The 26,497-nt window shown below is 53.9% G+C and carries 21 protein-coding genes and 1 pseudogene; 20 read left to right on the top strand and 2 right to left on the bottom strand.

Features of this window, described 5'->3' with window-relative positions; all coding sequences use genetic code 11:
- From NTZ04_09480 to NTZ04_09385, 20 genes and pseudogenes are all read left to right on the top strand, one after another.
- Positions 1-683, top strand: a pseudogene (locus tag NTZ04_09480) (arsenical-resistance protein).
- Positions 684-725: 42 nt separating this feature from the next.
- A complete protein-coding gene (locus NTZ04_09475; GenBank protein MCX5992529.1) occupies positions 726-1,487 on the top strand; it encodes a hypothetical protein in 762 nt (253 codons plus the stop codon).
- A 108-nt stretch (positions 1,488-1,595) separates the two neighbouring features.
- Entirely contained in the window at positions 1,596-1,895 is a 300-nt protein-coding gene (locus NTZ04_09470) for a MoaD/ThiS family protein (protein MCX5992528.1), read from the top strand.
- 194 nt (positions 1,896-2,089) lie between these two features.
- On the top strand, positions 2,090-2,872 hold the full coding sequence (locus NTZ04_09465) for an acyl-CoA dehydratase activase (protein ID MCX5992527.1): 783 nt from the start codon (positions 2,090-2,092) through the stop codon (positions 2,870-2,872).
- 13 nt (positions 2,873-2,885) lie between these two features.
- A complete protein-coding gene (locus NTZ04_09460) occupies positions 2,886-3,689 on the top strand; it encodes an acyl-CoA dehydratase activase (GenBank protein MCX5992526.1) in 804 nt (267 codons plus the stop codon).
- 281 nt (positions 3,690-3,970) lie between these two features.
- Positions 3,971-6,187 carry a molybdopterin-dependent oxidoreductase gene (locus NTZ04_09455; protein ID MCX5992525.1) on the top strand — a complete coding sequence of 739 codons (2,217 nt, stop codon included), beginning with the start codon at positions 3,971-3,973 and terminating at the stop codon, positions 6,185-6,187.
- Positions 6,188-6,195: 8 nt separating this feature from the next.
- A complete protein-coding gene (locus tag NTZ04_09450) occupies positions 6,196-6,912 on the top strand; it encodes a 4Fe-4S dicluster domain-containing protein (protein MCX5992524.1) in 717 nt (238 codons plus the stop codon).
- 9 nt (positions 6,913-6,921) lie between these two features.
- Complete coding sequence (gene nrfD, locus NTZ04_09445; GenBank protein MCX5992523.1) at positions 6,922-8,154, top strand: polysulfide reductase NrfD; 1,233 nt, start codon at positions 6,922-6,924, stop codon at positions 8,152-8,154.
- A gap of 2 nt (positions 8,155-8,156) precedes the next feature.
- Positions 8,157-9,782: a 4Fe-4S binding protein gene (locus NTZ04_09440; GenBank protein ID MCX5992522.1), complete on the top strand. Its 1,626-nt coding sequence runs from the start codon at positions 8,157-8,159 to the stop codon at positions 9,780-9,782.
- Between the two features lie 5 nt (positions 9,783-9,787).
- Positions 9,788-10,012, top strand: coding sequence for a hypothetical protein (locus NTZ04_09435; protein MCX5992521.1), 225 nt, complete (start codon positions 9,788-9,790; stop codon positions 10,010-10,012).
- 70 nt (positions 10,013-10,082) lie between these two features.
- Entirely contained in the window at positions 10,083-12,116 is a 2,034-nt protein-coding gene (locus NTZ04_09430) for a (Fe-S)-binding protein (GenBank protein ID MCX5992520.1), read from the top strand.
- A gap of 349 nt (positions 12,117-12,465) precedes the next feature.
- Positions 12,466-13,575 (top strand): (Fe-S)-binding protein, encoded by a 1,110-nt coding sequence (locus tag NTZ04_09425; protein ID MCX5992519.1) that lies wholly within the window; start codon positions 12,466-12,468, stop codon positions 13,573-13,575.
- A 43-nt stretch (positions 13,576-13,618) separates the two neighbouring features.
- Positions 13,619-15,616, top strand: a complete 1,998-nt coding sequence (locus tag NTZ04_09420; GenBank protein ID MCX5992518.1) for a CoB--CoM heterodisulfide reductase iron-sulfur subunit A family protein — start codon at positions 13,619-13,621, stop codon at positions 15,614-15,616.
- A gap of 171 nt (positions 15,617-15,787) precedes the next feature.
- Positions 15,788-16,375, top strand: a complete 588-nt coding sequence (locus NTZ04_09415; GenBank protein ID MCX5992517.1) for a 4Fe-4S dicluster domain-containing protein — start codon at positions 15,788-15,790, stop codon at positions 16,373-16,375.
- A gap of 1 nt (position 16,376) precedes the next feature.
- The gene (locus NTZ04_09410; protein MCX5992516.1) at positions 16,377-17,240 is read left to right on the top strand and encodes a CoB--CoM heterodisulfide reductase iron-sulfur subunit B family protein; all 864 of its coding nucleotides are present in this window, start codon (positions 16,377-16,379) and stop codon (positions 17,238-17,240) included.
- Between the two features lie 12 nt (positions 17,241-17,252).
- Positions 17,253-20,615 (top strand): NAD(P)-binding protein, encoded by a 3,363-nt coding sequence (locus tag NTZ04_09405; protein ID MCX5992515.1) that lies wholly within the window; start codon positions 17,253-17,255, stop codon positions 20,613-20,615.
- Positions 20,606-21,034: a hydrogenase iron-sulfur subunit gene (locus NTZ04_09400; GenBank protein MCX5992514.1), complete on the top strand. Its 429-nt coding sequence runs from the start codon at positions 20,606-20,608 to the stop codon at positions 21,032-21,034. Before NTZ04_09405 ends, NTZ04_09400 begins: the two co-directional genes overlap by 10 nt.
- Positions 21,031-21,888: a 4Fe-4S binding protein gene (locus tag NTZ04_09395; protein ID MCX5992513.1), complete on the top strand. Its 858-nt coding sequence runs from the start codon at positions 21,031-21,033 to the stop codon at positions 21,886-21,888. Before NTZ04_09400 ends, NTZ04_09395 begins: the two co-directional genes overlap by 4 nt.
- The gene (locus NTZ04_09390) at positions 21,885-22,880 is read left to right on the top strand and encodes a 4Fe-4S dicluster domain-containing protein (GenBank protein ID MCX5992512.1); all 996 of its coding nucleotides are present in this window, start codon (positions 21,885-21,887) and stop codon (positions 22,878-22,880) included. The genes NTZ04_09395 and NTZ04_09390 overlap by 4 nt, the downstream gene beginning before the upstream one ends.
- Positions 22,877-23,710 (top strand): FAD/NAD(P)-binding protein, encoded by an 834-nt coding sequence (locus NTZ04_09385; protein MCX5992511.1) that lies wholly within the window; start codon positions 22,877-22,879, stop codon positions 23,708-23,710. Before NTZ04_09390 ends, NTZ04_09385 begins: the two co-directional genes overlap by 4 nt.
- A gap of 666 nt (positions 23,711-24,376) precedes the next feature.
- Here the strand turns inward: NTZ04_09385 and NTZ04_09380 are convergent.
- Positions 24,377-25,024 carry a hypothetical protein gene (locus NTZ04_09380; protein ID MCX5992510.1) on the bottom strand — a complete coding sequence of 216 codons (648 nt, stop codon included), beginning with the start codon at positions 25,022-25,024 and terminating at the stop codon, positions 24,377-24,379.
- Between the two features lie 76 nt (positions 25,025-25,100).
- Positions 25,101-25,874, bottom strand: a complete 774-nt coding sequence (gene heR / locus NTZ04_09375; GenBank protein ID MCX5992509.1) for a heliorhodopsin HeR — start codon at positions 25,872-25,874, stop codon at positions 25,101-25,103.
- Positions 25,875-26,497 lie beyond the last annotated feature (623 nt).

Raw genomic sequence — 26,497 nt, 5'->3', positions numbered from 1 at the left:
GATAGGCCTGATCATGATAGGCCTGGCCCGCTGCATCGCCATGGTCATTGTGTGGTGTGATCTAGCTGGAGCAGATAATGAGTATTCCGCCGGGCTGGTAGCCTTTAACTCTATCTTCCAGATAATCTTCTACTCAGTTTACGCGTACATCTTCATAACAGTGCTGCCAGTGAAGTTTGGGCTTGAGGGGGCTGCGGTTCCTGTCACTCTCGCACAGGTAAGTGAGAGTGTCTTAATCTATCTGGGCATACCGTTTTTCGGCGGCATGATTACACGCTTTGTCCTTATTAGAGATAGTCATGTTCTCGCTTAAGGGCGAAACCATTGTTCAGGTGCCTCTGGATGTGGTGCGCATCGCCATCCCACTGCTCATCTACTTTGTGGTGATGTTCCTGGTCTCGTTCTACTTGGGGAAGAAGATCAGCGACGACTATCCCAAGGTAGCGGCCATTGCCTTCCATGCCTCCGGCAATAACTTTGAGCTTGCGATAGCTGTGTGTATTGCTGTTTTTAGCATAAGTTCAAAGCAAGCCTTCGCTGCGGTGATCGGCCCGCTGGTGGAGGTTCCGGTTCTGATCGGTCTGGTAAGTTTGTCTCTCTACTTCCGGCGGCGGTACTTTCGCCAGGAACTGCAGCCGGCTGCGGTAACGGGCCCTGGCAGCGGGGGTCAGTCACCCGAATAGCTTGGCCAGTTCAAGCGTGAGCTGGCCTGAAAGGAGGCGTAAATGTCATCATGGTGTCCACCGTTATTCGATGAGGCGCCACGGCGTGTGACCAAGCGCCTTTTCCTCTACGCTTCAGATGGAATCGCCGAGATGCTTCGCCAGAAATACAAAATAAGGGGCTATGTGACTGAAGATTATGAATATATGGTTCATATGGCGTGGCTTATCGGAGGTACATCGGCAGCGCAGGCTCTGATCCGGGAAGTCGATGCGGTCAAGAAGGCCTGGGGCAAAGGTGACGACCAAAAGACCCTCTCTCTAATCGAGGTATGCAGTGCACACATGATCTCCGTTTGGTTCAGTACCATTGAGGTTCAAGCGGGGCTTCCCGCGGATGCAAGAAGAGGCTCTCTTGAGAGTGCTGCCTCAAGCATGCTGAGCGTCATCAATAAATTTCTCTGTACTCGTGATGCGGAGGTCTCTGCCATGACGGCGCAGGATGTTAAGAGCGCTATCGATATGGACAGACAATGGAACTCGGAGAACGGCAGCGGAGGACCCCCTTTGGCTTATGCAGGTCTTCTTCTCTCGAAAGCCCTCGAGGCCTGCGGCCAGCGCTGCCTTGAATGGGACAAAGTAGTCTTCCCAGTCGAATCTATGCAGCAGCTTCTTGACAGGAATGCGATTCTAGATCCCCGGCTGCTTGAAGACGGCCAGAGATTGCTGGCAGTCATCAATTGCCTGGAACAGGGTGTTCGATCAGTGAAGCGCTATTACCTGATGAATATGGAAGGAAAAGTTCAGCCCCTCAAGAAACCTTAGACAGACCAGCAGAGGAAGGAAGGCCGAGTTCGATAGGAGAATGAACTCACAAGAGACGAAATGCTGATCATCGGGAGTACAGCGGGCATTTGATGTGGGAGAAAGAAGATGAAGTCAAAGGCAAAAGTAAGAGTCACCTTGTCTCCGACGCTTCGCCATTTGAGCCAGCTCAGTGATAAACCAGAAGTGTTCGAGGTGAGGGCGGCCAACCCCCTGGAGTGCTTACAGATCATGTTGAAGCGATATCCCTCCATGAGGCAATGGGCATATGACAAGGAAATTAACCTGCTACCGCTTATATGGTTCTTCGTCAATGACCCAGAGATGCGTGAGAAGATACCGCCTGATCAATTCACTGAGCCTCTCAAAGATGGAGATGAATTGGCTATCGTCTTCGGTAAGCTCTGATGATAGGCATTCTGGACGCCTGGAAGGCGTCACGAAAGCAGTCGGACAACCTGGATGTCTGGGGGTAGAACGATGGATGGAAGTAAAGGTAAAATTATCAGACTTACTCCGACATCTGCGCTGGCTCACTGCCGAACCATTCGGAGCGAAGGGATGAGGGTGAGAGTCAAGAGCAGGACAGGGAGTCACTGGGATTGATATACGCTGGATGTGACCTGGGAATTGTTTCCGCGAAGGCAGCAATTGTCGAAGACAGTGATCTGCTGGCATCTGAAATACTGCCCTACAAGGGCTTTCCCGACCGGGCAGCAGTTCAGGTAATGGATATGGCACTGGCCAAGGTCGGCCTGTCTGCGAAACATGTGGACCACTGCGTGGCTACCGGGTTTGGGGGGAAGGCTGTTCTCCACACTGACGGAGTCATTCCAGACATCATCTGCCTTCACAGAGCTGTGAGACAACTCAATCCCAGGGTGAGAACTGTCATCAACGTTGGCGGGCACACCTTCATGGCCTTCAACATCACCGACAACGGAACCATAGGGGAGTCCGCCGTTACCGATAAGTGTGCGGCTGGCATAGGGATGCTCATCGATGTCATGGCCAATGCCCTGGAAATGCCTCTCGATGAATTGATTCGAGCTTCGGCTGACTCACGCCATCCTCTTTATATCAATAATCAATGTCCCATATTTGTCGAGAGCGAGGCAATCTCGCTGATCAACGATGGCCATGATCCGTTCGATATCTTCGCTGGTATTGCCTCCTCCGTTGCTACTAAGATCGCTGGCCTTGTCGGACGGGTAGATCTGAATCAAGAGGTGGTCATGGTGGGTGGGGTGGCCAAGAACAGCATCGTAGTGAGGAATCTGGAAGCGAAGCTGGGGCTGAGTCTGGCCAATCTTGATGGGGTTGACCCCCAGGTTGTGGGAGCCTTTGGTGCTGCACTCATGGCGAAGGAAAGATGCCATACGTAAGGGCCATTAAAGAATGATTGTTGCTGGATGCGATGTTGGCGCGCTGACCGCCAAAGCGGTGGTCATGAAGGACGGTGTTATCCTGGGGTCTGAGATAGTCCGGTCGAGAGCCAGGGCTGTTCAGTCAGCCACCGATGTCATGGACAGGCTGCTCGGGAAGCTAGGCCTTTCCTGGAAGGATATCGACTGCTGCGTGAGCACCGGGTATGGGCGCAACAGCCTGCCCTTTGCCCACGGCAATGTCAGCGAGATATCCTGCCACGGGAGAGGGGCCCACTGGCTGACACCAACCATAAGAACGATCATTGATGGTGGCGGCCAGGACTGCAAAGCCATAAGAGTCGATGAGAACGGCTTTTTGGAGGACTTCCGTATGAACCTGAAGTGCGCTGCCGGAACAGGTAGGTCACTGGAACTCATGGCAGAGAGTCTTGGTGTTGATGTCTCTCAACTGGGGCCTCTCTCGCTTCAGGCGTCCCATCCGATCAGTTTGAAAAAACCCTGCTGTATCCTGACCCAGATTGAGATCAGGAACCTGGTCTTTGAAGGGAGAAACAGGGCTGACATCGCCGCCGGAATCAACGATATCACAGCGCGCCAGATTCTCCATTTGGTACGTGATCTGGGCGTTGAGAATGATGTCGGGGTTACAGGGGGTATTGCCAAGAACATCGGCCTGGTCGGGTGTCTGGAGCGGGCGCTGGGGACAGAGTTCGTTCAGTTTCGGGAAGACCCTCAGATTATCGGGGCCATCGGGGCGGCCCTTTTCGCTACTGATAGAGTCGAAAAGTGTGGCAGTTCCAGGCTGATGACATGAAGTCCTTCTTCGGGATGATTATGAAATGGCTTGCAGGTTGGAGTTGTCCCTTGACCGGCGGCCAAAATACATATTGCGCCACTAATGTTTTGACAAACCCGTATCAGACAGTTTAATATATTTTAACAATCGATCTGCAGGTGCAGATAAGTCCGGTTGGGGGTGTCAGATGTGGAAGGGTAAGGGTCAAAATCAGGGCGTAGATTCTAGGGCAAGTGACACAGGACAACAAGACTAACTTACCAGAAAAACCAGAAAAAGGGTCCTCCAGTAGCTTCAGAGTGAGCCGGAGGGCCTTTATTGGTATTTCAGCAGCCGCTGCAGCGGTGCTCACCGCTATCATGGTGATCAAACGCCCCAAGCCCGGTGAGCCTCCTGAAAAGGAAGCTACCGAGGGGGTTGAGACTTCACAACTGGTTGCCACATCCTGTCTGAACTGTCCCACTCGCTGCGCCATTAATGTCAGGGTGGTCAATGGCAAAGCAGTCAGGATATCCGGCAACCCCAAGTCCGATTACACCGAGGGTAAGACCTGTCCCCGGTCGCATGTCGGGCTTCAAGTCCTCTATAACCCGGACCGATTCAAGACGACTCCGCTGGTGAGAAAGACCGGTTCTGCCAAGGGAAGAGGGACAAATTTCGAGAACGATTTTGATCAGATATCGTGGGATGAGGCAATTGGGAAGATTGCCGAAAAGCTGAAGGGCATCTCTCCCGAGAAGCTGCTTGTCCTTCAAGGATTGAATACCACCAGTAATGAGGACTTGATTCGCCAGTTTGCCGGAATCTACGGAACCAACAATCTGTTCCCTAAGCTGTTCTATGAAGAAGGATTGGAAACGGATGCTGACCGGAAAGGCAAACGGATGGCTGACGGGGGGGACAACAGTGGCTATGAACTCCAGTCGCAGGATGGGACTTCCACGAAATATATTCTGGCCTTTGGCGCTGGCATCGTAGAGTCTGAGAGACCGCTGGCGCGAAATCTGCACCTGTGGGGCGAGTTGCGCCGGGGCATGCCGAACAGGAATAGGGTGGTTGTCGTTGACCCGCGTTATTCGGTCACCGCTGCCAAAGCAGATGAATGGATACCCATCAACCCGGGCACCGAAGGCGCCCTGGCTATGGCCATAGCCAATGTCATCATCAGCGAAGGACTTGTTGACAAAGACTTTGTTAACGACACGTATACATCTGGATTCGCCAACTATGAGAAAGTGGCGAGAAGTGCCAGGTTCAGCCCTGAGAACGTGGCGAAGATAACCGGTGTGGATGCTGGGGTTATCCGCCGGATAGCCATGGAGTTCGCTCAATCCAAACCCGCTGTTGCCTGGAGTGGTGAGGCAGCTACCAGTTGGCCTTACGGTTCCTATACCAGCCATGCCATATACTGCCTCAATGCCTTGGTGGGCAGTATCGATGTTAAGGGCGGGATCGTCTATCAGGAGTATCCGGATTACAGCCCTCCACCTGTGCCTGCTGCAGTGTTGGCAGGAGTAGATTTCCGCAAGTTGGATGACCTGATACAAAGCAAGGCAATCCAGGCAGCCGTGGGCTTCAACAGTAATCTTATTATGTCGGTCCCAGGGAGCAAGAAGTGGGAGGAGGCTCTGAAGAATCCAGAGAGCCTGCCTTACTATGTTCATATCGGGCCGGCCAGGAACGAGATGGCGGCTTATGCTGACATTATTCTCCCGTCGTGCACCTACCTTGAGGAGTGGGGCTACGAAAGCGCCCTGCCCGGCTCTGGCTATGCCGAGGCGAGGATAAAACAACCTGTGCTCTCAGCACCACTATACGAGTCAAGGGCCATCGCCAGGATCATGTTTGATCTGGCTGAGGAAATGGGGTCGCCGGTGGCCGATCCCTTCATGGCGATATCGGATAATGCAGACCGGTTTGCGGAGGAATTTGCCAAGTATCGCACCGGGACGCTTAAATCGTGGGATGACTTCAAGGCGGATGGCGTTTGGGAAGGCCCGGGTTATACATATGAGAAATGGGCCAGTATATTCATCAATACACCTTCTGGAAAATTTGAATTCCAGTCGACTCACCTGGAGAAACTGCTCAATGTGAAGCTTCCCGGTGAAGACACGGAGCGTCCCTTTATGCTGGCAATATACCGGCCGGTGCTGGAAATCCGGAGCGGGACGCAGAATACCCCCTGGGCTCAAGAGATGTTCTTGGTGATGCACGGCCGTGGTTGGGATAACTTAGTGGAGATGAACCGTGAGGCTGCTGATGAGTTTGGGATTGGAGATGGCGATACAGTAGTGGTCGAGTCAGATTTCGGTGAGATACAGGCCAAGGCCAGAGTATTCGAAGGCATCCTTCCGGGTGCTGTTGCCATTGCCACCGGCCAGGGACACTATGCCTCTGGAAGATGGGCGGATGGCATTGGTGTGAACCCGAATGAGATCATTGGCACCGAGTACGACGAGGAAAGCGGACAGCCATCCTTCTTCAGCACCAGGGTGAAGATCCGCAAAGCGTGAGGTTATAAATGCCACAGTGGGGAATGGTCATCGATCTGGACAAGTGTGTAGGCTGTCAGGCATGTTCTCTGGCCTGTAAGTCTGAGAATAATGTCCCTCATGGTTCTCCTTATGAGCAGAAGAGACACCAGGATATGTACTGGCATAAAGTCATTGCAGCCAGCGAGGGCGAATACCCCACCGTAAATACTTCTATAATCCCCATGCCCTGCATGCACTGTGAGCATCCTCCCTGTGTGAATGTCTGCCCTTCGAAGGCGACCTACAAGAGGAGTGACGGTATCGTGATGCAGAACTTCCGCCGCTGCATCGGCTGCCGCTATTGTATTGTCGCCTGCCCCTATGGGGCCCGGAATTTCAACTTCAAGGACCAGGAAAATAAGGAGTACAGCCGCCCCGACCTGCCCCCTGATCTGGGTCTTGACTATGGGGCTTATATTGGGGCCTGGCCATATCCCCATCGAACCCGCGGTGTGGTAGAGAAATGTACCTATTGCTTCCACCGGATCGATGAGGCGTTGAAGAGGATAGAAAAGGGTGTGGACATTGAAATAGGCGTCGACGTCGTGCCAGCCTGCGTTGAAGCCTGCCCTACAGAAGCCAGATTCTTTGGGGACCTGGACGACCCGAAGAGCCAGGTCTCAGAATTGCTGGCTACCAGGAGCTCTTTCAAATTGCGAGAGGAAATGTCTACGGATCCGAAGACGATTTATCTCCCCAGGTAAGGAGATTATATGCAACTGAGTTTTACCCCGATTCAAGGTAGCTCGAAGAAATACAAGATACTGGTGGCGGTTCTTTTTGCCTTGGTGCTCACCGGAATCATTGCCTATATAGTCAGCTACCTTGAAGGCTTCAGGCTGTGGGGTATCAATAATTCGGTGATCTGGGGGCAGTCTATTACGGTCGACTTCTTCTTCATCGGTCTCAGCGCTGGCTCACTGGTGGTCTCCTCGCTGACCTACGTTTTGGGGCAGGAACGCTACAAGCCCATCGGCAGAGTAGCTGTCTTCATGGGGCTGCTGCTGATGATGGGCGCTATGTTATGCGTGCTGACCGATTTGGGCCGGATAGAGAAGCTGTGGCGGCTTTTCATGTTCTTCTACCTCAACAACATGAAATCCATGTTTGCCATTAACGGCATCTTCTACGGAGGGTACATCCTGCTCCTGTTGACCTATTTTGGGGCAGCACTGGCCAATAGCAAGTTGACCAAGTTCATTGCCCCTGTGGCTGTCCTCTGGGCCGTACTGGTGCACATGGGCACCGGGGCCATAGTCGGGTTCATCGAAACCAGAGGTATCTTTTATTCACCGTTGAAGCCGGTGGAATTTATCTCCGCTGCCTTTGCCTCCGGATTGGCGCTGGTGATGTTCCTCTCCTTTGTGACGCTGAAGTTCAGCAAGCGTCCGTTCGATAAGCAGATGTATGTATCACTGGCCAGGATGCTCTCGGTACTCATCATCGTTCTGGTGGTACTGGTGGTGACCGACAAGATGACTCATTTCTATCCCCCTGTACGTGACTCTGTGCTGTTCCTCACTCAGGGTCCGTGGAGCTGGATCTTCTGGGTGGGGCAGGTGCTCATGGGTTACATTATCCCGCTAGTAATCCTGTTCCACCCCAAGTGGGGCAAGAGCCTGAAAGGTATAATGATCGCCTGTGCTATCTGCGTGATCGGTATATTAGGTGAAAGAGCTGCCATCATCTTCCCAGGCCTGTCTCAGCCCCTGCAATATTACCCGGGGGAGATTGAAGGTATCTGGGGTGCGAGGGGGGGATTCCCCATAATGCCCGCCGAAACGCTGATGACCATAGGCATATTCGCATTCCTGGGGCTGATCTATGTCCTGGGGCTGAAGTATCTCCAATTGCTGCCAGCGCCAAACCCTGAAGAAGCAGCGCATGAAGCAACTGGGGGAGCGACTGAGCATAAGGATATTGGCGCAGATGGGGGTACCACATAGAAATGGCTGAGGCATCACGGCTTGGAGTCTTCCTCTGTCAATGCAATGGCAGAGTGAATGGCAGTTTGCCGTTAGACCAGGTACGCCGGTTCCTGGAGCAGAAGCAGCCGGGTTTGCCTGTGATCATCGCTGATAATCTCTGCCAGGCTTCAGTTCTGTCCGGACTCATACGGGAGCACAAAATCAGCCCTGCTGTCCTGGGGGGCTGCTCTCAGCTAAAATCCAAGCTCGGCTTTTGGGAGGAACCGGAGGTCTGCAGCCTTGATCCGGACTCCATTGGTATAGTTGACCTGGTACGGGAGACGGCGGCCTCTTACAAAGATACGGAACTGATTGAGAGAGCCAAGCTCCTGCTGTGGGCTCAGGTAAAGCGCCAGGCTAAGTTCAGTGGCGTGCCCCAGAAAGCTCGGAAACTGCGTTTCGCCAGACCTCAAGGTGAGATCAGCCGTCGGGATCTATTCCAGTCGCTCTTCCCCAAGTATCAGGTGGCACCCTACATAGAGGCGCTCAGGTGTGTCGGGGAGAGGTGTGAACTGTGTCGCCAGAGTTGTGCTTTCAATGCTGTAATAGTCGATGATAAAGGTGTTTCCATTGACAGCCTCGCCTGCAATGGCTGCGGCGCCTGTACTGCTGTTTGCCCTCATCGAGCCATCATCTACCCCAACTGTTCCTCTGACCAGTTGGAGGCTGAATTGGAGGGGTTGCTCTCGGGTGACAGCGATGTACTGCAGCCAAGGATAGTGGCTGTGGTTTGCCAGAGCAGCCGTCATTCCTCCAGCGACTCTGATATCAACATCTTCAAAAATACTCCCAGTGTTTTGCCCATAGAGATACCGTGTTTGTTCATGGTCTCACCCTGGTTGATGCTGCGTGCTTTCGACCTGGGAGCCCAGGGACTGGCATTGATTTACAATAGAGAAAAGTGCCAGTTCAAATTTGACTCAAAGAAGTGGCAGGAAACCGTGCAATTTGTGCAGGCACTACTGGATCACTGGGGTATTCAACAGGAGCGTGTGAGTGCCTTTGAAGATAAGAACGTGGAACAGGAGTTGCCCCGTTTTGGCCGGAGGATGGCCAATCTTGCTCCAATACTGCTCAGGTCATCTCATCCCGCAGAATTGCCAGTGGAAGGCATGCTGCTGCCGGCTCTCATTCGCGGTATGGGAGAAAAGCTGGGAGTGGCTTCAGTTGGAGTGATCTCATCAGGTGCGGTGCCTTTTGGGAAGTTGACGCTGGATAGCTCCCAGTGTACCGGTTGTGGCCTTTGTGCTGCAGACTGCCCGACAGAGGCATTGACTGTTCTGCCTGGCTCGGACTCGTACAGCCTGACCTTGCGACAGGAGTCGTGCGTGGGCTGTGGCCTGTGCATCAAGGTGTGTCCGGAGAGATGCCTTAAACTGGAGAAGATACTGGATCTGGGCAAACTGGGCTATCAATCAGAGACAATCACTGAGGGTGATTTCGTGCGATGCAAAGTGTGTGATGCGCCGATTGCGCCGAGGGCCATGATAGATAAAGTACGAGCCAGGATCACTGCGGCAGGCGGGGTAACCTCACAGTTGGAGACCTGTCCTGACTGCAGGATGAGAACCAAGCCCCGCCTTTCAAAAAGTGGTGTTGGAGTGTAGGCAAGATGGATATCTTCCTTAGGGTAGTAGCGGTAATCCTGGAAGTGCTGGTGCTGGCGAGCGTAGTCTATTGCATACTGTGGGGGATGAAACTGGCATTGGCCGAATTTGGTGTTGGGCCCAAATACAGTAGAGCTATATTGATGGCGCTGACGGTGGTTGGGGTACTACTGGTCTGCTTCTTTGTCGCCCACCTGACGGCCTTTTATCCAACATACCCAAAGACATGAGCAAGGAAATCCGGTTTGGAATTGAATACTCTGACTGCTGTCGATTAATCAGAAGGATGGTCTGATACCTATGAACTTTTGGGATGGCCAGCTCTCATATATCCAGAATATCTTCCTGCCGATAATAATCGGGGTTCTAGTGCTCAGCCCTGCCTTGGCAGCCGCCTTCGCCTTTGGCTTCGTCAGACGGTGGCTGCTGTGGCGTGTGGGTGGCAAGGATTCCCGAAAAGATAACATGATTGGCCGTATCAAGGACACGATTGCAGTGGCCCTGGCCAATGTGAGAATCCTCAGTGAATCCTATCCTGGCTGGATGCACTTTATGATCGTCTGGGGGGCCATCCTCTTCGTGCTGGGCAAGCTCATCCGGCTATTCTCCTATACCGTCCATATAAATAATCCACCGCAGGACGTGTTTCTCTATGCCTCGCTTGCTTCGGAGGTCGGTGCTGTACTGATCATCGTGGGCGGGCTGTTGGCTGTATTCCGAAGGTATATCCTGAAGCCGCCCCGTCTGGACACCAAGTCCGATGATACGCTGATCTTCCTCTGGGTATTTGTCATACTGCTCACTGGCTTTATTGTCAAGGGCTTTCGCATCGCCACTGCCGACACGCCCCCTACCGATTGGGACAAATGGGCGCCAGTGAGCTACGGTTTCTCTAAGATACTTCCTGCCTTCGCCAGAACATATTATAACCAGATCCTCGTATGGCACCGGGTGTTGTTCCATACTGCAGTGGCGTTCATGTTCCTGGCGTACATTTTCCTGACCCGATCCCGCCTGCAGCACGTCTTACTATCACCCTTGAATGTCTTCTTCCGCTCCTCGAAACCGAAGGGGGCGCTTACCCCGATAAATCTGGAGACTGCTGAAAGCTACGGCGCCTCCAAGATCGAAAACTTCACCTGGAAGCAATTGCTCGATCTCGATGCCTGCACTCGCTGCGGTCGCTGCCAGGATAACTGCCCGGCCAATATCAGCGGCAAGGCGCTCTCGCCCAAGAAGGTTATCCAGGACCTGAAGGACCACCTTTATGAGGTGTACCCCGTACCCCTGTGGAGAAAACCCAAGGAACCGCGAAGAGATATGATCAATGACGTCATAACACAAGAGGTTATCTGGGATTGCACCACCTGCGGCGCCTGCCAGCAGGCATGCCCCGTCTACATTGAACACATCGACAAGATAGTCGATATGCGCCGCAACCTGGCATTGGAGAGAGCCGAATTCCCCGAAGCCGCCCAGGGAGCTCTGCAAAGCCTGGGTACCAGAGGCCACCCCTGGAGAGGCACCACGGCAACGAGAACGGACTGGATCAGCGGCCTGGGGGTAAAGGTGCTCTCAGAGAAAGCGGATGTAGACATGCTGTACTGGGTGGGCTGCACTGCCGCCCTTGAAGACAGGAATATGAAGGTGGCTATTGCCACAGCCAAGGTGATGCAGGCGGCGGGGATCAATTTTGGGATACTGGGGGTAGAGGAGGGCTGTTGTGGTGATCCTGCCCGCAGGATGGGCGATGAATACCTCTTCCAGACGCTCTGCCAGAAGAACATCGAGGTTCTTAAAAATTACAATATCAAGAAGATCGTGTGCAGTTGCCCCCACTGCTTCAATACCCTGAAGAATGAATATTCACAGTTTGGCGGCAACTTTGAAGTTATTCACCATTCTGAACTGATTTCCGGTTTGATCTCTCAAGGTAAGCTGAAGCTTGGCGGCATAGATAGTCTGAGTGTGGCTTATCATGACTCATGCTACCTGGGCCGCCATAATAACATTCTCCGGCAACCCAGAGAGGTTCTGGACTCCATCAAGGGGATCAAAAGGGTAGAGCTGCCCCGACATGGGATGAAAGGCTTTTGCTGTGGTGGTGGCGGCGGCCACATGTGGATGGAGGAGCCACCTGAGAAGCGACTGAATACAAGGCGGACTGACGAGGTAATTCAGGCTAAGGTGAACTGCGTAGCCACTGCATGTCCCTACTGCCTCTCGATGTTCGAAGACGGCCTGAAAGCCAAGGAGGTCGAAGAGTCCATAAAGGCGATGGACTTGAGTGAGCTCGTGGTTAAGGCACTATCCGGGGCCGATGCCAAGAAGTAAAGGTTACTTCTCCCCTCCTCGTTCTCCAGCATTGGGTTCACTCAATGGATGTTGGGTAGAATTCATCAATTAGCCAAGGGCCATATACTCCCGGCATCCTTCCAGTTTGTCAGCAATAGGCGACGTCTTCTCCCTTGATATTGAAGCATTCTCGAATCATGCCTACAGCCGTTTGTCCTCAGAAAATATTTTATAGTAGAATGAATATAGCACAGGATAAGGCATTCACAGGCCAGGGATAGCTATCGAGTTGGGTTGAGCTATCCTATCCTATTTTGTAGAGAACTTCTGCAGCAGGAAGGAGGCCACCAAAATAGTATTATCTCCATTTAGGGAAGCCATAGATGCTGTGGCCGAGGTAGGTGGTGAGGCGCTCAGGCAGTGCTATCAGTGCGGACTGTGTACTGGCACCTGCCCCTGGAATTTGGTCAAGAGTTTCCCCACACGCAAGTTAATACATCAGGCTCAACTGGGTGTGGTTGACTTTGAGGGCGAAGATACGTGGACGTGTGCCACCTGCCGGGCCTGTGTGGTTCGCTGCCCCCGCGGGGTGGCCATAATCGACATCATGAAGGCCCTTCGCAACATAGTAGTGGAGATGGGAGCTGGCCACATGCCGGATTCCCTTCGGGTAACGCTGAAAAACATCGCTGGAACAGGCAATCCTCTGGGAGAGGCACCAGAAAAGCGGACGGATTGGGCCAGTGGTCTGGACGTTAATATCTTTACTAAGGACACTGATGTACTCTACTTCTCCTGTTGTATACCGGCCTATGACTCCAGTATAAAGAGGGTAGCCCGTGCCACAGCCAGAATCCTCAAGAAGGCAGGGGTAGACTTTGGCATCTTGGGGCGGCCTGAGAGTTGCTGCGGCGAAAGCGTTCGAAAATCGGGCAACGAGAGCCTGTTCCAGAAGCTGGCACAAAGTAATATCGGTGCCTTTTTGGAGAATGGGGTCAATAGAATTGTCGTGACATCACCCCATTGCTATCACACCTTTAAGAATGAGTATCCCAAGTTGGGAGGCAGTTTCGAGGTGATCCACTATACTCAATACCTGTTGGAGCTTATCAAAGACGGCAGGTTAAAGCCCACCAGGGAATTGAACCTGAAGGTTACCTACCATGACCCATGCTACCTGGGACGTCACAACAACGTCTACGACGAGCCGAGGGAGGTTCTGAAGAGCATCCCCGGTTTGGAGTTGGTGGAGATGCCCGATTATGGCGCCAACAGTCTCTGTTGTGGTGGTGGTGGTGGGAGGATATGGATGGAGACCAAGAAGGGTGAAAGGCTTTCTGATCTCAGGCTGGATCAGGCGGTCGGGACTGGTGCCAGCGTACTGGTTGCTGCGTGTCCCTACTGCATGCTCAATTTTGAGGACAGCGTACTTACCACAGACAAGAGCGATATTATCAAGGTCAGGGATATCTCAGAGCTGATTCTTGAGTCAATCTAGCGATCGCAAGGGCTGATTCAAAAGAAGGGAACTGAAGAGAACAATGGCCAGGATTGGAGTTTTTATATGCCACTGTGGCACTAATATCGCTGGGACCGTAGATATCGCCAGGGTAATTGAAACGACCCGGCAGATGCCAATGGTAACTCATGTGGAGGAGAATAAATACAATTGCAGTGAACCTGGTCAGGCTGCTATTCGGGATGCCATTATAAAGAACCGACTCAACAGGGTCGTTATTGCGGCCTGTTCGCCGCGCATGCACGAAAATACTTTTCGCAGGACTGTTTCTGCTGCTGGACTCAATCCCTACCTCATGGAGGTAGCTAATCTGCGGGAGCACTGCAGTTGGGTGCATTGTGATGAGAAGGAAAGCGCTACCGACAAGGCCATCGCGTTAATCAGGATGGCGGTAGCCAAGGTTGCCCGCCACGAGGCGCTCTTTCCGAAGCAGGTACCGATCACGAAGAAGACTCTGGTTATCGGCGGCGGCATCGCCGGTATCCAGGCTGCTTTGGATATCGCCAACGCTGGCCATAAGGTTGTTCTGGTAGAGCGTGAGTCTACCATCGGCGGGCGCATGGCTCAACTGGATAAGACCTTCCCAACCTTGGACTGCTCCTCATGTATTTTGACGCCTAAGATGGTTGATGTGGCCCAGCATCCTAACATTACTCTCCTTACTTATGCCGAAGTGAAGGAAGTCAAGGGCTTTGTGGGCAATTTCGAGGTCAGCATCCTGCAAAAGGTGCGGAAGGTAGATCACGTGAAATGTACTGGCTGCGGCACCTGCTGGCAGAAATGCCCGGAGAAGGTGGACTCGGAGTTTCATCTGAAGCTGGGCAAACGCCCGGCTGTATATATTCCTTTCCCGCAAGCAGTCCCTCCCAAGCCTGTCATTGATACCGAACATTGCCGCTATATGAAATACCTCCGGTTCATCGAGGAGGGTAAGCCTGGCAAACCACCGCCCCAATGCCGTATCTGCGAGAAGCTCTGTCCGACACAGGCAATCGACTGGCAGCAAGAGGAGATCACTTTCACTGATAAGTTTGGGGCCATTGTTGTAGCCACTGGCTACAAGACCTTCGATCCCAAGGTTTACACCGAACTGGGGGCCGGGAAGTATCCTGATGTGATCACCGGTTTGGAGCTGGAGCGACTGATGAGCGCCTCCGGCCCTACTAGCGGTGAGGTGAAGCGCCCCTCGGACGGCACGCATCCCAAGGAGGTCGTCTTTTTGACCTGCGTTGGCTCCAGGGACGAGCAGAGAGGCTATCCGTACTGCAGCAAGGTCTGCTGCATGTACATTGCCAAGCACGCCATCATGCTCAAAGAGCATGACCCCGAGGTGCATTGCTATGTCTTCTACATGGACGTCAGGGCAGTGAGCAAGGATTATGAAGAGTTTTATAAACGCGCCCAGGAAAGTGGCGCCACCTACATACGGGGGAAGATCTCCAGAATAAGTCAGCAGGGCGACAAATTAATAGTGCGTGGTGAAGACACCCTCCTGGGTGAAATGATCGAAATCCCGGCAGATATGGTGGTACTGGGCGTGGGCATGGAGCATAACCCCGGGGCATCCGTACTGGCCCAGACGCTGAAAGTCAGTTACGATATCAACGAGTTTTTCATTGAGGCACACCCCAAGCTGCGCCCTGTGGAGACTATGAGCGATGGCATATTCGTCGCCGGCGCCTGTGTTGGGCCTCGGGACATACCGGAATCTGTTGCCTCTGGAAGTGCTGCTGCCGCCAAGGTGGCAGCACTTTTCAGCCAGGATTTCCTGGTCACCGATCCTATGGTGGCTGCCGTGGATCAGGTGAAGTGCAGCGGATGTCTCATGTGCACGAAAGTCTGTCCCTTCAAAGCCATTGACACCAAGGTGCTGAGGGATGGTCGCACGGTGGCGGTGGTGAACGAGAGCCTCTGCAAGGGCTGTGGCTTGTGCGTTTCCACCTGCCGTTTTGGAGCAGCCAACCTGCGCGGGTTCACCCAGCAGCAGTTGTTGGCTGAACTTGAACAGATCTTGGTTTAACGGATGGAATCATGAGGCTGGACCAAGAGGGTTCTCGAACAAACTGATTTGTGACTTCGTGACGTTTAAGGTACACTTAAATTGAGAGTCGAAGGGGATGATGCCGGGGGAAGGCCAGTGAGTATTCAGAGGGGACAAGCCGAGTTAGCTGACTGGAGTTTGTAGCTGAGAGTGACGCTAGCCAGTATTAATCCATCGCCGCTGAGTGACCTGCGTACCTTTGTAGAAAGCCAGAGCGGTCAAAAAGTCCTCGACTGCTACCAGTGCGGCAAATGCAGTGCCGGTTGCCCTGTTGATTATGCTATGGATCTGGGTCCTCGCCAGATCATGCGTTCCATCCAGCTCGGACTGAAAGACGAAGTCCTGAAGAGCACGACCATCTGGCTCTGTGTTTCCTGTCATACCTGCTCCTCGCGCTGTCCGGCTAAGATCGACATCGCCCGGGTGATGGAATCCCTGAGACTGCTGGCTGCTGCCGAGGGAAGCAAGTCGGCGGAGAAGGATGTCGAACTCTTCCATCGCATATTTCTCAATGTTTTGCAGCGCTTCGGTCGGGCCCACGAGTTCGCACTGGCTGCCTCATACAATGTGCAGAGCAGGCACCTCTTTGCCAACATGTCGCTGGTGCCGGCAATGTTCTCCAGAGGCAAGCTTGCCATCCTGCCCCCTGCGGTCAAGGGGGCATCCGAGGTCAGAGGGATTTTCGGCAAAGTGAAGGCGATGGAGAAAGACCGGCCGCCGATCTCAAAAGAGAAATAACATGACTACAACTACATATGCTTATTATCCCGGCTGCACTCTTCACTCTTCGGCAAAAGAGTATGATGTGTCGGCTCGCCTCGTATGCGAGAAACTGGGCATCAGTCTGAAGGAGTTGGAGGGCTGGACCTGCTGTGGGGCCTCTTCAGCACACACCACAAGTGAGCTGCTGGGCGTTGCTCTGCCCGCCCGCGATCTTCAAACAGCAGAGAGGATGGGGCTGCCGTTGGCGGTTGCCTGTGCCATGTGTTTCTCCCGGCTGAAGTACACTGCCCATGAACTGACTGATAAGGCAAAGCTGGATATCGTCAACCGGCTGCTCGGTACGGAGTTCGGTAATCATACCGAGGTGGTACACCTGCTTCAGATACTGCATGAGAGAAGAGGGAGCATGCCTTTGAAGAAGTCGCTCAAGGGACTGAAAGTGGCTTCCTACTATGGCTGCCTGCTCGTTCGCCCGCGTGAGGTCACCAATTTTGACGATCCTGAAAATCCTGAGATGATGGACAGGCTGATGGGGTCACTGGGGGCACAGGCGATTGAGTGGGATTTCAAGACCGCATGCTGTGGAGCCAGTCTTCCTCTTAGCAGGCATGATATTGTCTTGAAGCTCTCCCATCGGATACTTTCCCAGGCTAAGCAACTGGGTGCCGACTGCGTTGCGGTAGCCTGTCCCATGTGCCAGAGTAATCTGGATATGTACCAGAAGGAAATCGAAGCAGCATACAAGGACAAGATTGATCTGCCCATCCTGTATTTTACCCAGCTTGTCGGACTGGCCCTGGAATTATCGCCAAAACAGTTGCTTCTGGATAAGCATTTCGCTGATCCACTGCCGGTGTTGAAGAGCAAGGGATTGGCTTAGAGAAACAAGGTTATGGCTAGAATCGGAGTCTTCATCTGTTACTGCGGGGCCAATATCGGGGGCACCATTGACATTCCTCAGGTACTTGAGGTGGCGAAGAAGATGCCGATGGTAGCCTTTGTTGATGCCAACAAATACACCTGCAGCGAACCGGGGCAGGCCTCTGTCCGTGACGCCATTGTCAAGAACCGCCTCAATAGGGTGGTGATTGGCAACTGCTCACCCCGGATGCACGAAAACACCTTCCGAAAGACCGTGGCTTCAACCGGGCTCAACCCCTATCTCCTGGAGATAGCTAACCTGCGGGAGCACTGTAGCTGGGTTCATGGCAATGAGAAAGACGCTGCTACCAGGAAGGCCATCGAGTTGATCAGGATGGCGGTGGCCAAGGTTGCCCGCGATGAGGCGCTCTTCCCCAAGCAGGTGGGCCTTACCAGGCGTGCCCTGGTCGTTGGTGGCGGCATTGCAGGCATCCAGGCAGCCCTGGACATTGCCAATTCGGGGCATGAGGTAATACTGGTGGAGCGGGAGCCCACCATTGGCGGGCGTATGGCTCAGTTGGACAAGACCTTTCCCACCCTGGACTGCTCCGCCTGCATTCTGACTCCGAAGATGGTGGATGTGGCGCAGCATCCCAAGATCACCCTCATGACCTGTGCCGAGTTGCAGGAGGTCAAGGGCTTTGTGGGCAATTTTGAGGTCAAGATCAAGAAGAAAGCCCGCTACATTGATATCACCAAGTGCACGGCTTGCGGTGACTGCACCAAAGAGTGTCCTGTGGAGGTGGACAGCGAGTTCAACGTGGGGCTTGGGAAGCGCCGCGCTATCTATATCCCCTTCCCTCAGGCTGTCCCCAACAAATATGTTATTGACAAGAGGGAGACGCCGCCCTGCAAGGTAACCTGTCCCATCAATATGGATGTTCAGGGCTATCTGGCTCTGATTGCCAAGGGCAAAATCAAGGAGGCGTACGAGCTGATCAGGCGGACCAACCCGCTGCCATCTGTTTGCGGTCGGGTCTGCTACCACTCCTGTGAGCAGGTCTGCAAGCGAGGTTATCTTGATAAGCCATTGTCGATCTGTTCACTCAAGCGATTTGCTTCAGACCAGTATGATGTGGAGAAGCTCGCTATTCCTCAGATCACGAAGAATGGTAAGAAGGTGGCCATTATCGGTTCTGGCCCCGCCGGGTTGACCGCAGCCCATGACCTGGCTCTTTTGGGCTATGACGTGACTATATTCGAAGCTTTGTCAGAACCCGGTGGAATGGTGCGCGTGGGCATTCCCGAGTACCGCATGCCGAGAGATGTCCTTGGCAAGGACATCAAGTATATCCAGAGGCTTGGCGTAGAGATAGTGCTCAACACCAGTGTGGGTGAGAAGGTCAAGCTGTCTGATCTCCAGAAGTTGTATGAGACCGTCCTCGTAGCCAGCGGAGCCCATAACAGTCTGAAATTGGGAGTGCCCGGCGAGGAGGCCAGAGGGGTTATCCACGGAGTTGATTTCCTCAGGGCGGTGAATCTGGGGCAGAAGGTGGAGGTCGGCAGCCGTGTGGCTGTAATTGGTGGTGGCAATACTGCCATCGACGCTGCCAGAGTGGCTCGCCGCCTGGGAAGCTCGGTGACCATTGTCTACCGCCGCAGCAGAGATGAGATGCCGGCCAACGAAGTTGAGATTGTGGCTGCGGAGGAAGAGGGCATCGAGATTATGCTCCTGGCTGCTCCCACTAAAGTGATTACCGAGGGGAATACGGTTAAGGGTATCGAATGTATCAAGATGAAGCTGGGGGAGCCTGATGCCAGCGGGAGACCTCGCCCGGTGCCCGTTGAAGGTTCTCAGTTCATACTGAATGTGGATACCATTATCCCGGCACTGGGGCAGGCACCCAATCTGGCATTTGCCAAGGACCTGGGGTTGGAATTGTTATCCAGGGGGACTATCAAGGTCAATGAAGCCAGCCTGGCTACCAGCGTCAAGGGTGTTTTCGCCAGTGGCGATGCGGTTACCGGACCATTGATGGTTATTGATGCCATGGCTTCTGGCAGGAAGGCAGCCCGATCCATGGATATGTATCTCAAGGGAGAGCCTCTGCCCACAGCAGTCGAAGAGAAGAAAGTGACCGAGAAGCCCAATGACGATGAAATAGCTTCACTGAAGGAGCAATATCCCGAAAAAGAGCGGGTGAGAATGGCAGAACTGCCTCTGCAGGAGCGCATCAAGGACTTCAAGGAGGTGGAGTTGGGCTTTACCCTGGAGCAGGCTCAGGAGGAGGCCAATCGCTGTTTGTCCTGTGGTGTCTGCTCCGAATGCCGGGAATGTGAGAGGTTGTGCCAGGCGGGAGCCATCAATCATTCCATGAAGGATGAGATTGTCAGTGCCCAGGTGGGTGCTATCGTCGTTGCCACGGGCTATAAGACCTTTGACCACACTCTCTATGGCGAGTATGGTGGAGGCAGGCTTCCTGATGTGATTACCGGCATCCAGTTGGAGAGGCTGCTGAGCGCCTCGGGCCCCACTGGGGGAGAGGTGGTCCGCCCCTCTGATGGAGCCCATCCCCATACGGTGGTCTTTGTAAGCTGTGTCGGGTCGAGGGATGAGTTGAAGGGGCGGAGCTACTGCAGCAAATTCTGCTGCATGTATATGGCCAAACAGGCCATAATGCTCAAGGAACATGATCCCCACGTGCAATGCTATATCTTTTACATTGATATTCGGGCAGGGGGGAAGGACTTCGATGAATTTGCCCGGCGTGCCCAGCAGGAGTATGGTACCTTGTACCTGCGGGGGCGAGTTTCGAAGATATTCCAGGATGGTAAGAAATTGATGGTATGTGGTGAAGACTCTCTCATCGGCAGGCCGGTGGAGATTCCTGCTGACCTGGTGGTTCTGGCTACAGGTGCAGAGGCCAGTGATGGCGCGGCGGAACTGGCCCAGACCCTCAAGGTCAGTTATGATACCAACAACTTCTTCATTGAGGCGCACCCGAAACTGCGCCCAGTGGAAACCCAGACTGACGGCATATTTCTGGCAGGGTCCTGTGTTGGTCCCCGGGATATACCGGAGTCGGTGGCTCAGGGCGGTGCTGCTGCGGCCAAGGTGGACGCGCTGTTCAGTAAGGAATTTCTCACCACCGATCCCATGGTGTCCACGATTGACCAGGTGAAATGCAGCGGCTGCCTGCTGTGTCAGGCGGTATGTCCCTTCAGTGCCATTGATTCCCAGAAGACCAGGGATGGCCGCACCGTATCGGTCGTTAATGAAGCCGTATGCAAGGGCTGTGGGCTGTGTGTGGCCGCCTGTCGTTTTGGAGCCGCCAACCTGCGCGGATTTACGCAACAGCAATTACTGGCTGAGGTGGTATCGTTATGGCAGTAGATTATCAACCAAGGATTGTTGGATTCCTGTGCAACTGGTGCAGCTACGCTGGTGCTGACATGGCAGGCACCAGCCGGATCACGTACCCTCCCAATATCCGCATCATACGCGTGCCTTGCTCCGGGAGGGTGGATCCGCTGCTGGTGGTGAAGGCCTTCCAGTTGGGGGCTGATGGTGTCCTGATTGCCGGCTGTCACCCTGGCGACTGTCACTATACTGAAGGCAACTATTATGCCCGCCGCCGCTTTGCCCTGCTGCGTCCCTTCCTCGATTACCTGGGCATTGAAAGCGGCAGGTTCCGGATCGAATGGGTCTCCGCCTCGGAGGGGAAGAGGTTTTCCCAGGTGGTGTCTTCATTCACCAGTGAATTGATTAAGCTTGGGCCGAGGAAAGCCCTGGTGCCGGAGGCCGTATCATGAACCCGAGTGAACAGATTCGTGCCAAAGCCAAGGAACTTCTGGATAGCAAGACGGTAGACTGTGTCATCGGCTACGAGCGGTCTACGGATGGGAAAAACGCCCGTCCACTGTTTGTTTACAGCTCGAAGGATGCTGACAGGCTCATCTTTGATCAGACCTGTGCGCAGGATCTGGTGAGGTACCTCCTCAACCGCAAGGACAAGGTCACCGGCATCGTGGTCAAGCCGTGCGATTCCCGGGCGATCAACCTGCTGCTCAATGAACATCAGATTCAGCGGGATAAGGTGTACATCATCGGCATCGCCTGCTCCGGGGTAGCCAAGACTGATTGGAATAAGACCAGTGATAAGTTGAGGGATGCCTGCCAGATCTGCCAGCAGCACAAGCTGGTGGTTTACGATTTCCTGGTGGGAGAAGCTAAGGCGGAGCCTGCTGCAGAGGCTTATCCGGATATCAAATCCATGGAAGAGAAATCGCCGGGGGAGAGAAGGGCTTTCTGGGAGGAGCAGTTCAGCCGTTGCATCCGCTGTTACGCTTGCCGTCAGGTTTGCCCGGGATGCTATTGCAGCGAGTGTTTTGTGGAGCGCCTTGACCCCCTGTGGGTTGGCATCAGGATAGCCCCGGGAGAGAACGAGATGTGGAATACGATGCGGGCCTTCCATCTTGCGGGACGCTGCATCGGCTGCAACGCCTGCGAGCTCGTCTGCCCGGTCAATATCCCGCTCAGTCTGCTTAACCGTAAGCTGGAAAAGGATGTGCAGACGCTCTTCAAGTTCCAGTCAGGCATTGATGCCGATGCTCCACCACCCTTTGCCGCTTTCCAAAAAGACGAGAAGCTGGGGGTTGCCGAATGAACAAATTCATATCCAAGAAAGACCTGCTCTCCTGGCTTGGTAAACTACGTGAGACCCGCCGCCTTATAGCGCCAACCAGGGTGGAGGATCTGACCCTTTTCAAAGAGGTCAGCCGGGTAGAAGACATTGTCTTCGATTATCAAAATACCGATCTGCCCCCGAAGCAGTTTCTCTTCCCCGCCACCGAGACGATATTCAGCATTGAGAAGAAGGATGGACGGGTGGAACTCGTGCCTGCGAAGGTAGAGAAGGAAACGGTTATCTTTGGCGTGCGCCCCTGCGATGCTAAAGGCATTCTCACACTGGGTATGCCCTTCCTTGAGGAGCCGGGGGATCCTCTTTTCCGTGAGCACCGCGAGAAGACCATCCTTGTCGGAATATCCTGCCTCACAGCCTGCCCCGAGTGCTTCTGCGCCAGCATGGGCAGTGCCCCGGACGACCCCTCCGGCATGGATATCATGCTTACGGGGGTGAAGGACGGATATCTGATTCAGGTGCTCACCGATAAGGGCAAAGCCCTGATGCCGGATTCACTATTGTCGTCGGTGGATACACCGAAGCCGCCGGCTCCGCAGGTATCCACTGTTCCCAGCAAGGGCATCACAGAGAAAATGCGCCAGGCATTCGACGATCCATACTGGGGGCGGGTAGCCGATAGATGCCTGCACTGCAACGTATGCTCCTATGTTTGTCCCACCTGCTACTGCTTCGATGTGCGTGACTACGGCGGCAAGAATAAGACCGAGCGCGTGCGCAGTTGGGAAAGCTGCCAGTCCCCCGGGTTCAGCAAGATCGCTGGCGGTTATGACCCGCGGGCTAACAAAGGCACCAGGATGAGACAGAGGTTTGCCCATAAACTCCTTTACTTCCCGGAGCATTTTGGTACCATGCACTGCATTGGTTGCGGCAGGTGTGTCAGAGCCTGCCCGGTGAATATAGACATCCGTGAGATAATTCAGGACGTTCAGAAACTGGGAGTGAAAGAAAAGTGAAACAACAAAATCCTTTTCTGCCTTATCTAGCCACGCTGAGTGATGTGGTTGACCTGACGCCTGACGTGAGGCTTTTCAAGATTGAACTGAATGACCCGGAAGTGAAGGCAGGGTTTGACTATAAGCCAGGGCAATTTATCTTTGTCTCTGCCTTCGGCACCGGAGAGTCCCCCTTTGGGCTAACTTCAGTGGCGTACCGCAAAGGCCCGCTGGAGGTGGCGGTGAGAAAGGTGGGCACCGTTACCGCTTCCCTGCATGAGCTGGAACCGGGGGCTGCTGTGGGCGTCAGGGGGCCCTTTGGAAACTACTTCCCACTTGATAGTTTCAAGGGCAAGAACATTCACATTATCGGCGGCGGCATCGGTTTTGCGCCGCTGCGGCCTGTTGTCCTCAGTATCCTGGACCACAGGGCTGACTTTGGGGACCTGTTTATTCTCAATGGGGCCCGTACCCCGCAGGACCTGGTCTTTGCCACCGAATTTGATACCTGGGCAGCGTCGCCCAGAACGAAGCTGGAATTGACCGTCGATGCCGGTGACAAGAGTTGGACCGGCCGGGTGGCACTCATCCCGTCCGTGATCAAGGAATTGAAGCTTTCTCCGGCTAATGCCATTGCCATCATCTGCGGCCCCCCGATCATGATCCGTTTCACCCTCGTTGAATTGAAGAAGCTGGGCTTTGCCGATGGCCAGATTGTCACCACTCTGGAAGGCAAGATGAAGTGCGGTCTGGGCAAGTGCGCCCGGTGCAATGTGGGCGAGAAGTATATCTGCCAGGATGGGCCTGTCTTCACGCTGGAGCAGATATCGAAGCTCCTTGAGCCGGTTTAGGAGTGTGTCCGACTAATACCTGTGCTGAGCGTGGTCGACCTTGGTTGTTGACTTCTTCGGGGCACGGCCGACCTATTGCTCGGACAGGCTCCTAGGAAAGGCAAGTTACCCAACAAAGCTTAGGCCGATCGGCTTCGGTCGAGTCGCAGCGTGCCATCCCCTCCGCCGAGATGACCACAGGGCGCTTGTGTGCCGTAGCATCCTTCAACGACTCACATGCCACCGACGCCGTGGTCATCGCCGTCTGGACGTAACTCTGTCCTCTGCATCGAGGGTGAGGTTGGCAAGCAGACATGAAGCCAAACTTGGCTTAACCGCTGCTCCGAGCTCATTTAACCGACACCAACTGCCAGCGACTCGGAACAACTGCACTTATCATTGAACAGGCATCAGGATAATCAGGATATCGTCTCTGTTGTATTTACGAAATATCCATCTACAACCGAACCAATGGTAACCACCATACCTCAACCCAGAGGATAAGACAACAAACAAACGCCACAATCGGGTGTCGACGTACTTCCACGTTAGTCACCGTGTTGAAGGAAACGCAATAATCAGCCCCGAGGGGAACGACTCGGCAGCAATGCGTTGCTATGCCGCAGCGTTGTTCGGAGAACGAGCCCTGCCGGTGCGCCCCACCATGCTTCCGGAGGGGGCCTGTTTCTAGTATAGCTTGAACCCACTCAAGAATAGGTGTAACACTATGGCCATCACGCAAAGGAAGACTGCAACTATTGCTCTGGTGAACATCAGGTTGACCAATGGCTTTACTGGGAAGACCTGCGTTTTCTCCAACGCCGCCCATTTATGGACATCAATGCCTTTTCCGGCGATCTCGATAGCCATTTTCATCATATCCCTGCGGCTGCGGTAGCGCGCCATGGCAATGTGGTCCCAATCGTCCGCTGCATTAGGGTGAATGAACCGGCCTTTCACCACGCCGTCGAAAACCGGAAATCCGCCGTGCTTAAGCAGCAGCGGGATGATGGCGCGGTTATAGCGGTCGTTTGCCGCCATCGGATCATCGTTATATTGGCTTCCTGCGGGGTAAAAGGCCTTCTTTCGAAACTTCTGGAGGTTGACCATATAGTATTCCCGCCCATCATCATTTTTGGTCAGGTCACGGAATTGCTTCAGGATGGGAGAGGACTCCTCAGTCTGCGCCTTTTTGCCCGCCCGCCTCTGCATTTCGGCAAGCAGCGCATCGACTTCCGCTTGGGATAATGGCCTGCTCTTGCCTCCGAACCAGAACAAGAAAGCTACATACAACAGGACAAAAACGATACCCAGTATGAGTGGGCCTGTTAGCATAACAATTTCCTCCTAAAGCATGACGACAGGGGACACGAATGCAATCTAACGAATGCGTTCAGGGGCGACCTCCGCTCTACTTCTGGACTGATGCCAGGACCGGGAAAAACACCTGCCACGCGAGCAGCGCCTTCGCCGTGAGACTGAGGATGATGTAGACCTTCTCGCCGAACAGGTAGTCCCGCCAGGGACCCACCTTCTTGTACTGCAACACCATGTTCACTGCGAAGCAGTTGAAGAAGACGAACAGCGAGATGATGATGCCGTACACGAACCCGGGCGGCGATACGTTGAGCCCCGGTGCCCAGACGTAGACGACGATCGCGATCCACGGGATGATGCCCGCAAGGCTGCCGAACCAGAACGGCAGCCAGCTCGGCTTGCCCGGTGTTTCGTGCTTCTCCATGAGCAAGCCGAAGAGGATCATGCACCCGTTGATGCCGGCGATGGCCAGCAGGGCGGCGATATCGCTGATGCCGGTGATCTGCGAGATCAACACGATCATGATCGAGGAGCTGAAAAAATACTCGATCCAGCGTCCGTAGTTGCGGTTCTGGAGCAGGTTGCGCTTGTACCATGGAAAGACGGGCGGTGACGCGATGATCAGCAGAGCGCCGGCCGAGATAGCGAGGAACGCTACCACGCCCCAGCCGGTGGCGATATCGAACAAGTGGTGCAGCTCGGGCGCGGTGCCTGGCGGACCGTTCATGAACGTGGCCGTCACCGGGAGAGAGAAGCTGTTGGTGAGCACCGCGATCATGATCGCTTGTGCTGCGAGAATCAGCCCGACGGCGATGTTCCAGATGCGCAGCCGATCGAGTCGGCGTTCGATGGATTGGGCAACTGCCATGCTATGCCTCCTTGTCGCCAACCTCATGCTTGTCCAGGAAGGAGATTGACGCGCTGAACGCAATCTGCAGCAAACTACGTGCCAGTGGTGCTGAACCAATCCGCCAGATTCAACCAGGCTCCTACAGTGATCGCCTCTTCTAGTGAGAGCGAACTACTCCCTCGCCAACCTGGGGATCTCTGCCATTTCATGCGTACGAATCAAAAGACAAATAGAATAGATAATTTCGGCATTGCACAGATATCCGCACATTACCCGAGTCGTCTGTGTACCAACAATAGCAATACTATAGCACAATTGCCCTTCAGGTTTGAAGTTCTGAATGGTGAGCGTTATCGTCAACTAGAGTGGAGAGATAAAGACGAGTGGGCGACTTACTAGGAGGGTGGGCCACCACTCGGACAACGCGGATAAATTAGGCACAAAACAACCGTTCGCTTGCGCCCAGCCTAGCTTTGGGTAAATAGTCGTGACCCAAGCTCCTAGGAGCCTGTCCGAGTAATAGGTTGGCCATGCCTAGAAGAAGTCAAAAATCAAGGTCGCCCACGCTCAGCATAGGTATTACTCGGACACACTCCTAGGACTTCGTCGGAGTTCAGGACGCTAAAGGTCTAATACTTCGA

The sequence above is a fragment of the Chloroflexota bacterium genome (assembly GCA_026389585.1).
Taxonomy (GTDB): domain Bacteria; phylum Chloroflexota; class Dehalococcoidia; order UBA2247; family RBG-13-53-26; genus JAPLHP01.
Note: the sequence above shows the minus strand (reverse complement) of the source record. Positions and strands in the feature narration are given on the sequence as shown.

Excerpts from the sequence above, each read along its gene's own strand:
- NTZ04_09435 (MCX5992521.1), top strand. The coding sequence starts at position 9,788 with ATGGATATCTTCCTTAGGGTAGTAGCGGTAATCCTGGAAGTGCTGGTG.
- NTZ04_09405 (MCX5992515.1), top strand. The coding sequence starts at position 17,253 with ATGGCTAGAATCGGAGTCTTCATCTGTTACTGCGGGGCCAATATCGGG.
- NTZ04_09420 (MCX5992518.1), top strand. The coding sequence starts at position 13,619 with ATGGCCAGGATTGGAGTTTTTATATGCCACTGTGGCACTAATATCGCT.
- NTZ04_09380 (MCX5992510.1), bottom strand. The coding sequence starts at position 25,024 with ATGCTAACAGGCCCACTCATACTGGGTATCGTTTTTGTCCTGTTGTAT.
- NTZ04_09395 (MCX5992513.1), top strand. The coding sequence starts at position 21,031 with ATGAACCCGAGTGAACAGATTCGTGCCAAAGCCAAGGAACTTCTGGAT.
- NTZ04_09475 (MCX5992529.1), top strand. The coding sequence starts at position 726 with ATGTCATCATGGTGTCCACCGTTATTCGATGAGGCGCCACGGCGTGTG.
- NTZ04_09450 (MCX5992524.1), top strand. The coding sequence starts at position 6,196 with ATGCCACAGTGGGGAATGGTCATCGATCTGGACAAGTGTGTAGGCTGT.
- NTZ04_09410 (MCX5992516.1), top strand. The coding sequence starts at position 16,377 with ATGACTACAACTACATATGCTTATTATCCCGGCTGCACTCTTCACTCT.
- heR (MCX5992509.1), bottom strand. The coding sequence starts at position 25,874 with ATGGCAGTTGCCCAATCCATCGAACGCCGACTCGATCGGCTGCGCATC.
- NTZ04_09430 (MCX5992520.1), top strand. The coding sequence starts at position 10,083 with ATGAACTTTTGGGATGGCCAGCTCTCATATATCCAGAATATCTTCCTG.
- NTZ04_09400 (MCX5992514.1), top strand. The coding sequence starts at position 20,606 with ATGGCAGTAGATTATCAACCAAGGATTGTTGGATTCCTGTGCAACTGG.
- NTZ04_09460 (MCX5992526.1), top strand. The coding sequence starts at position 2,886 with ATGATTGTTGCTGGATGCGATGTTGGCGCGCTGACCGCCAAAGCGGTG.
- nrfD (MCX5992523.1), top strand. The coding sequence starts at position 6,922 with ATGCAACTGAGTTTTACCCCGATTCAAGGTAGCTCGAAGAAATACAAG.
- NTZ04_09440 (MCX5992522.1), top strand. The coding sequence starts at position 8,157 with ATGGCTGAGGCATCACGGCTTGGAGTCTTCCTCTGTCAATGCAATGGC.
- NTZ04_09470 (MCX5992528.1), top strand. The coding sequence starts at position 1,596 with ATGAAGTCAAAGGCAAAAGTAAGAGTCACCTTGTCTCCGACGCTTCGC.
- NTZ04_09390 (MCX5992512.1), top strand. The coding sequence starts at position 21,885 with ATGAACAAATTCATATCCAAGAAAGACCTGCTCTCCTGGCTTGGTAAA.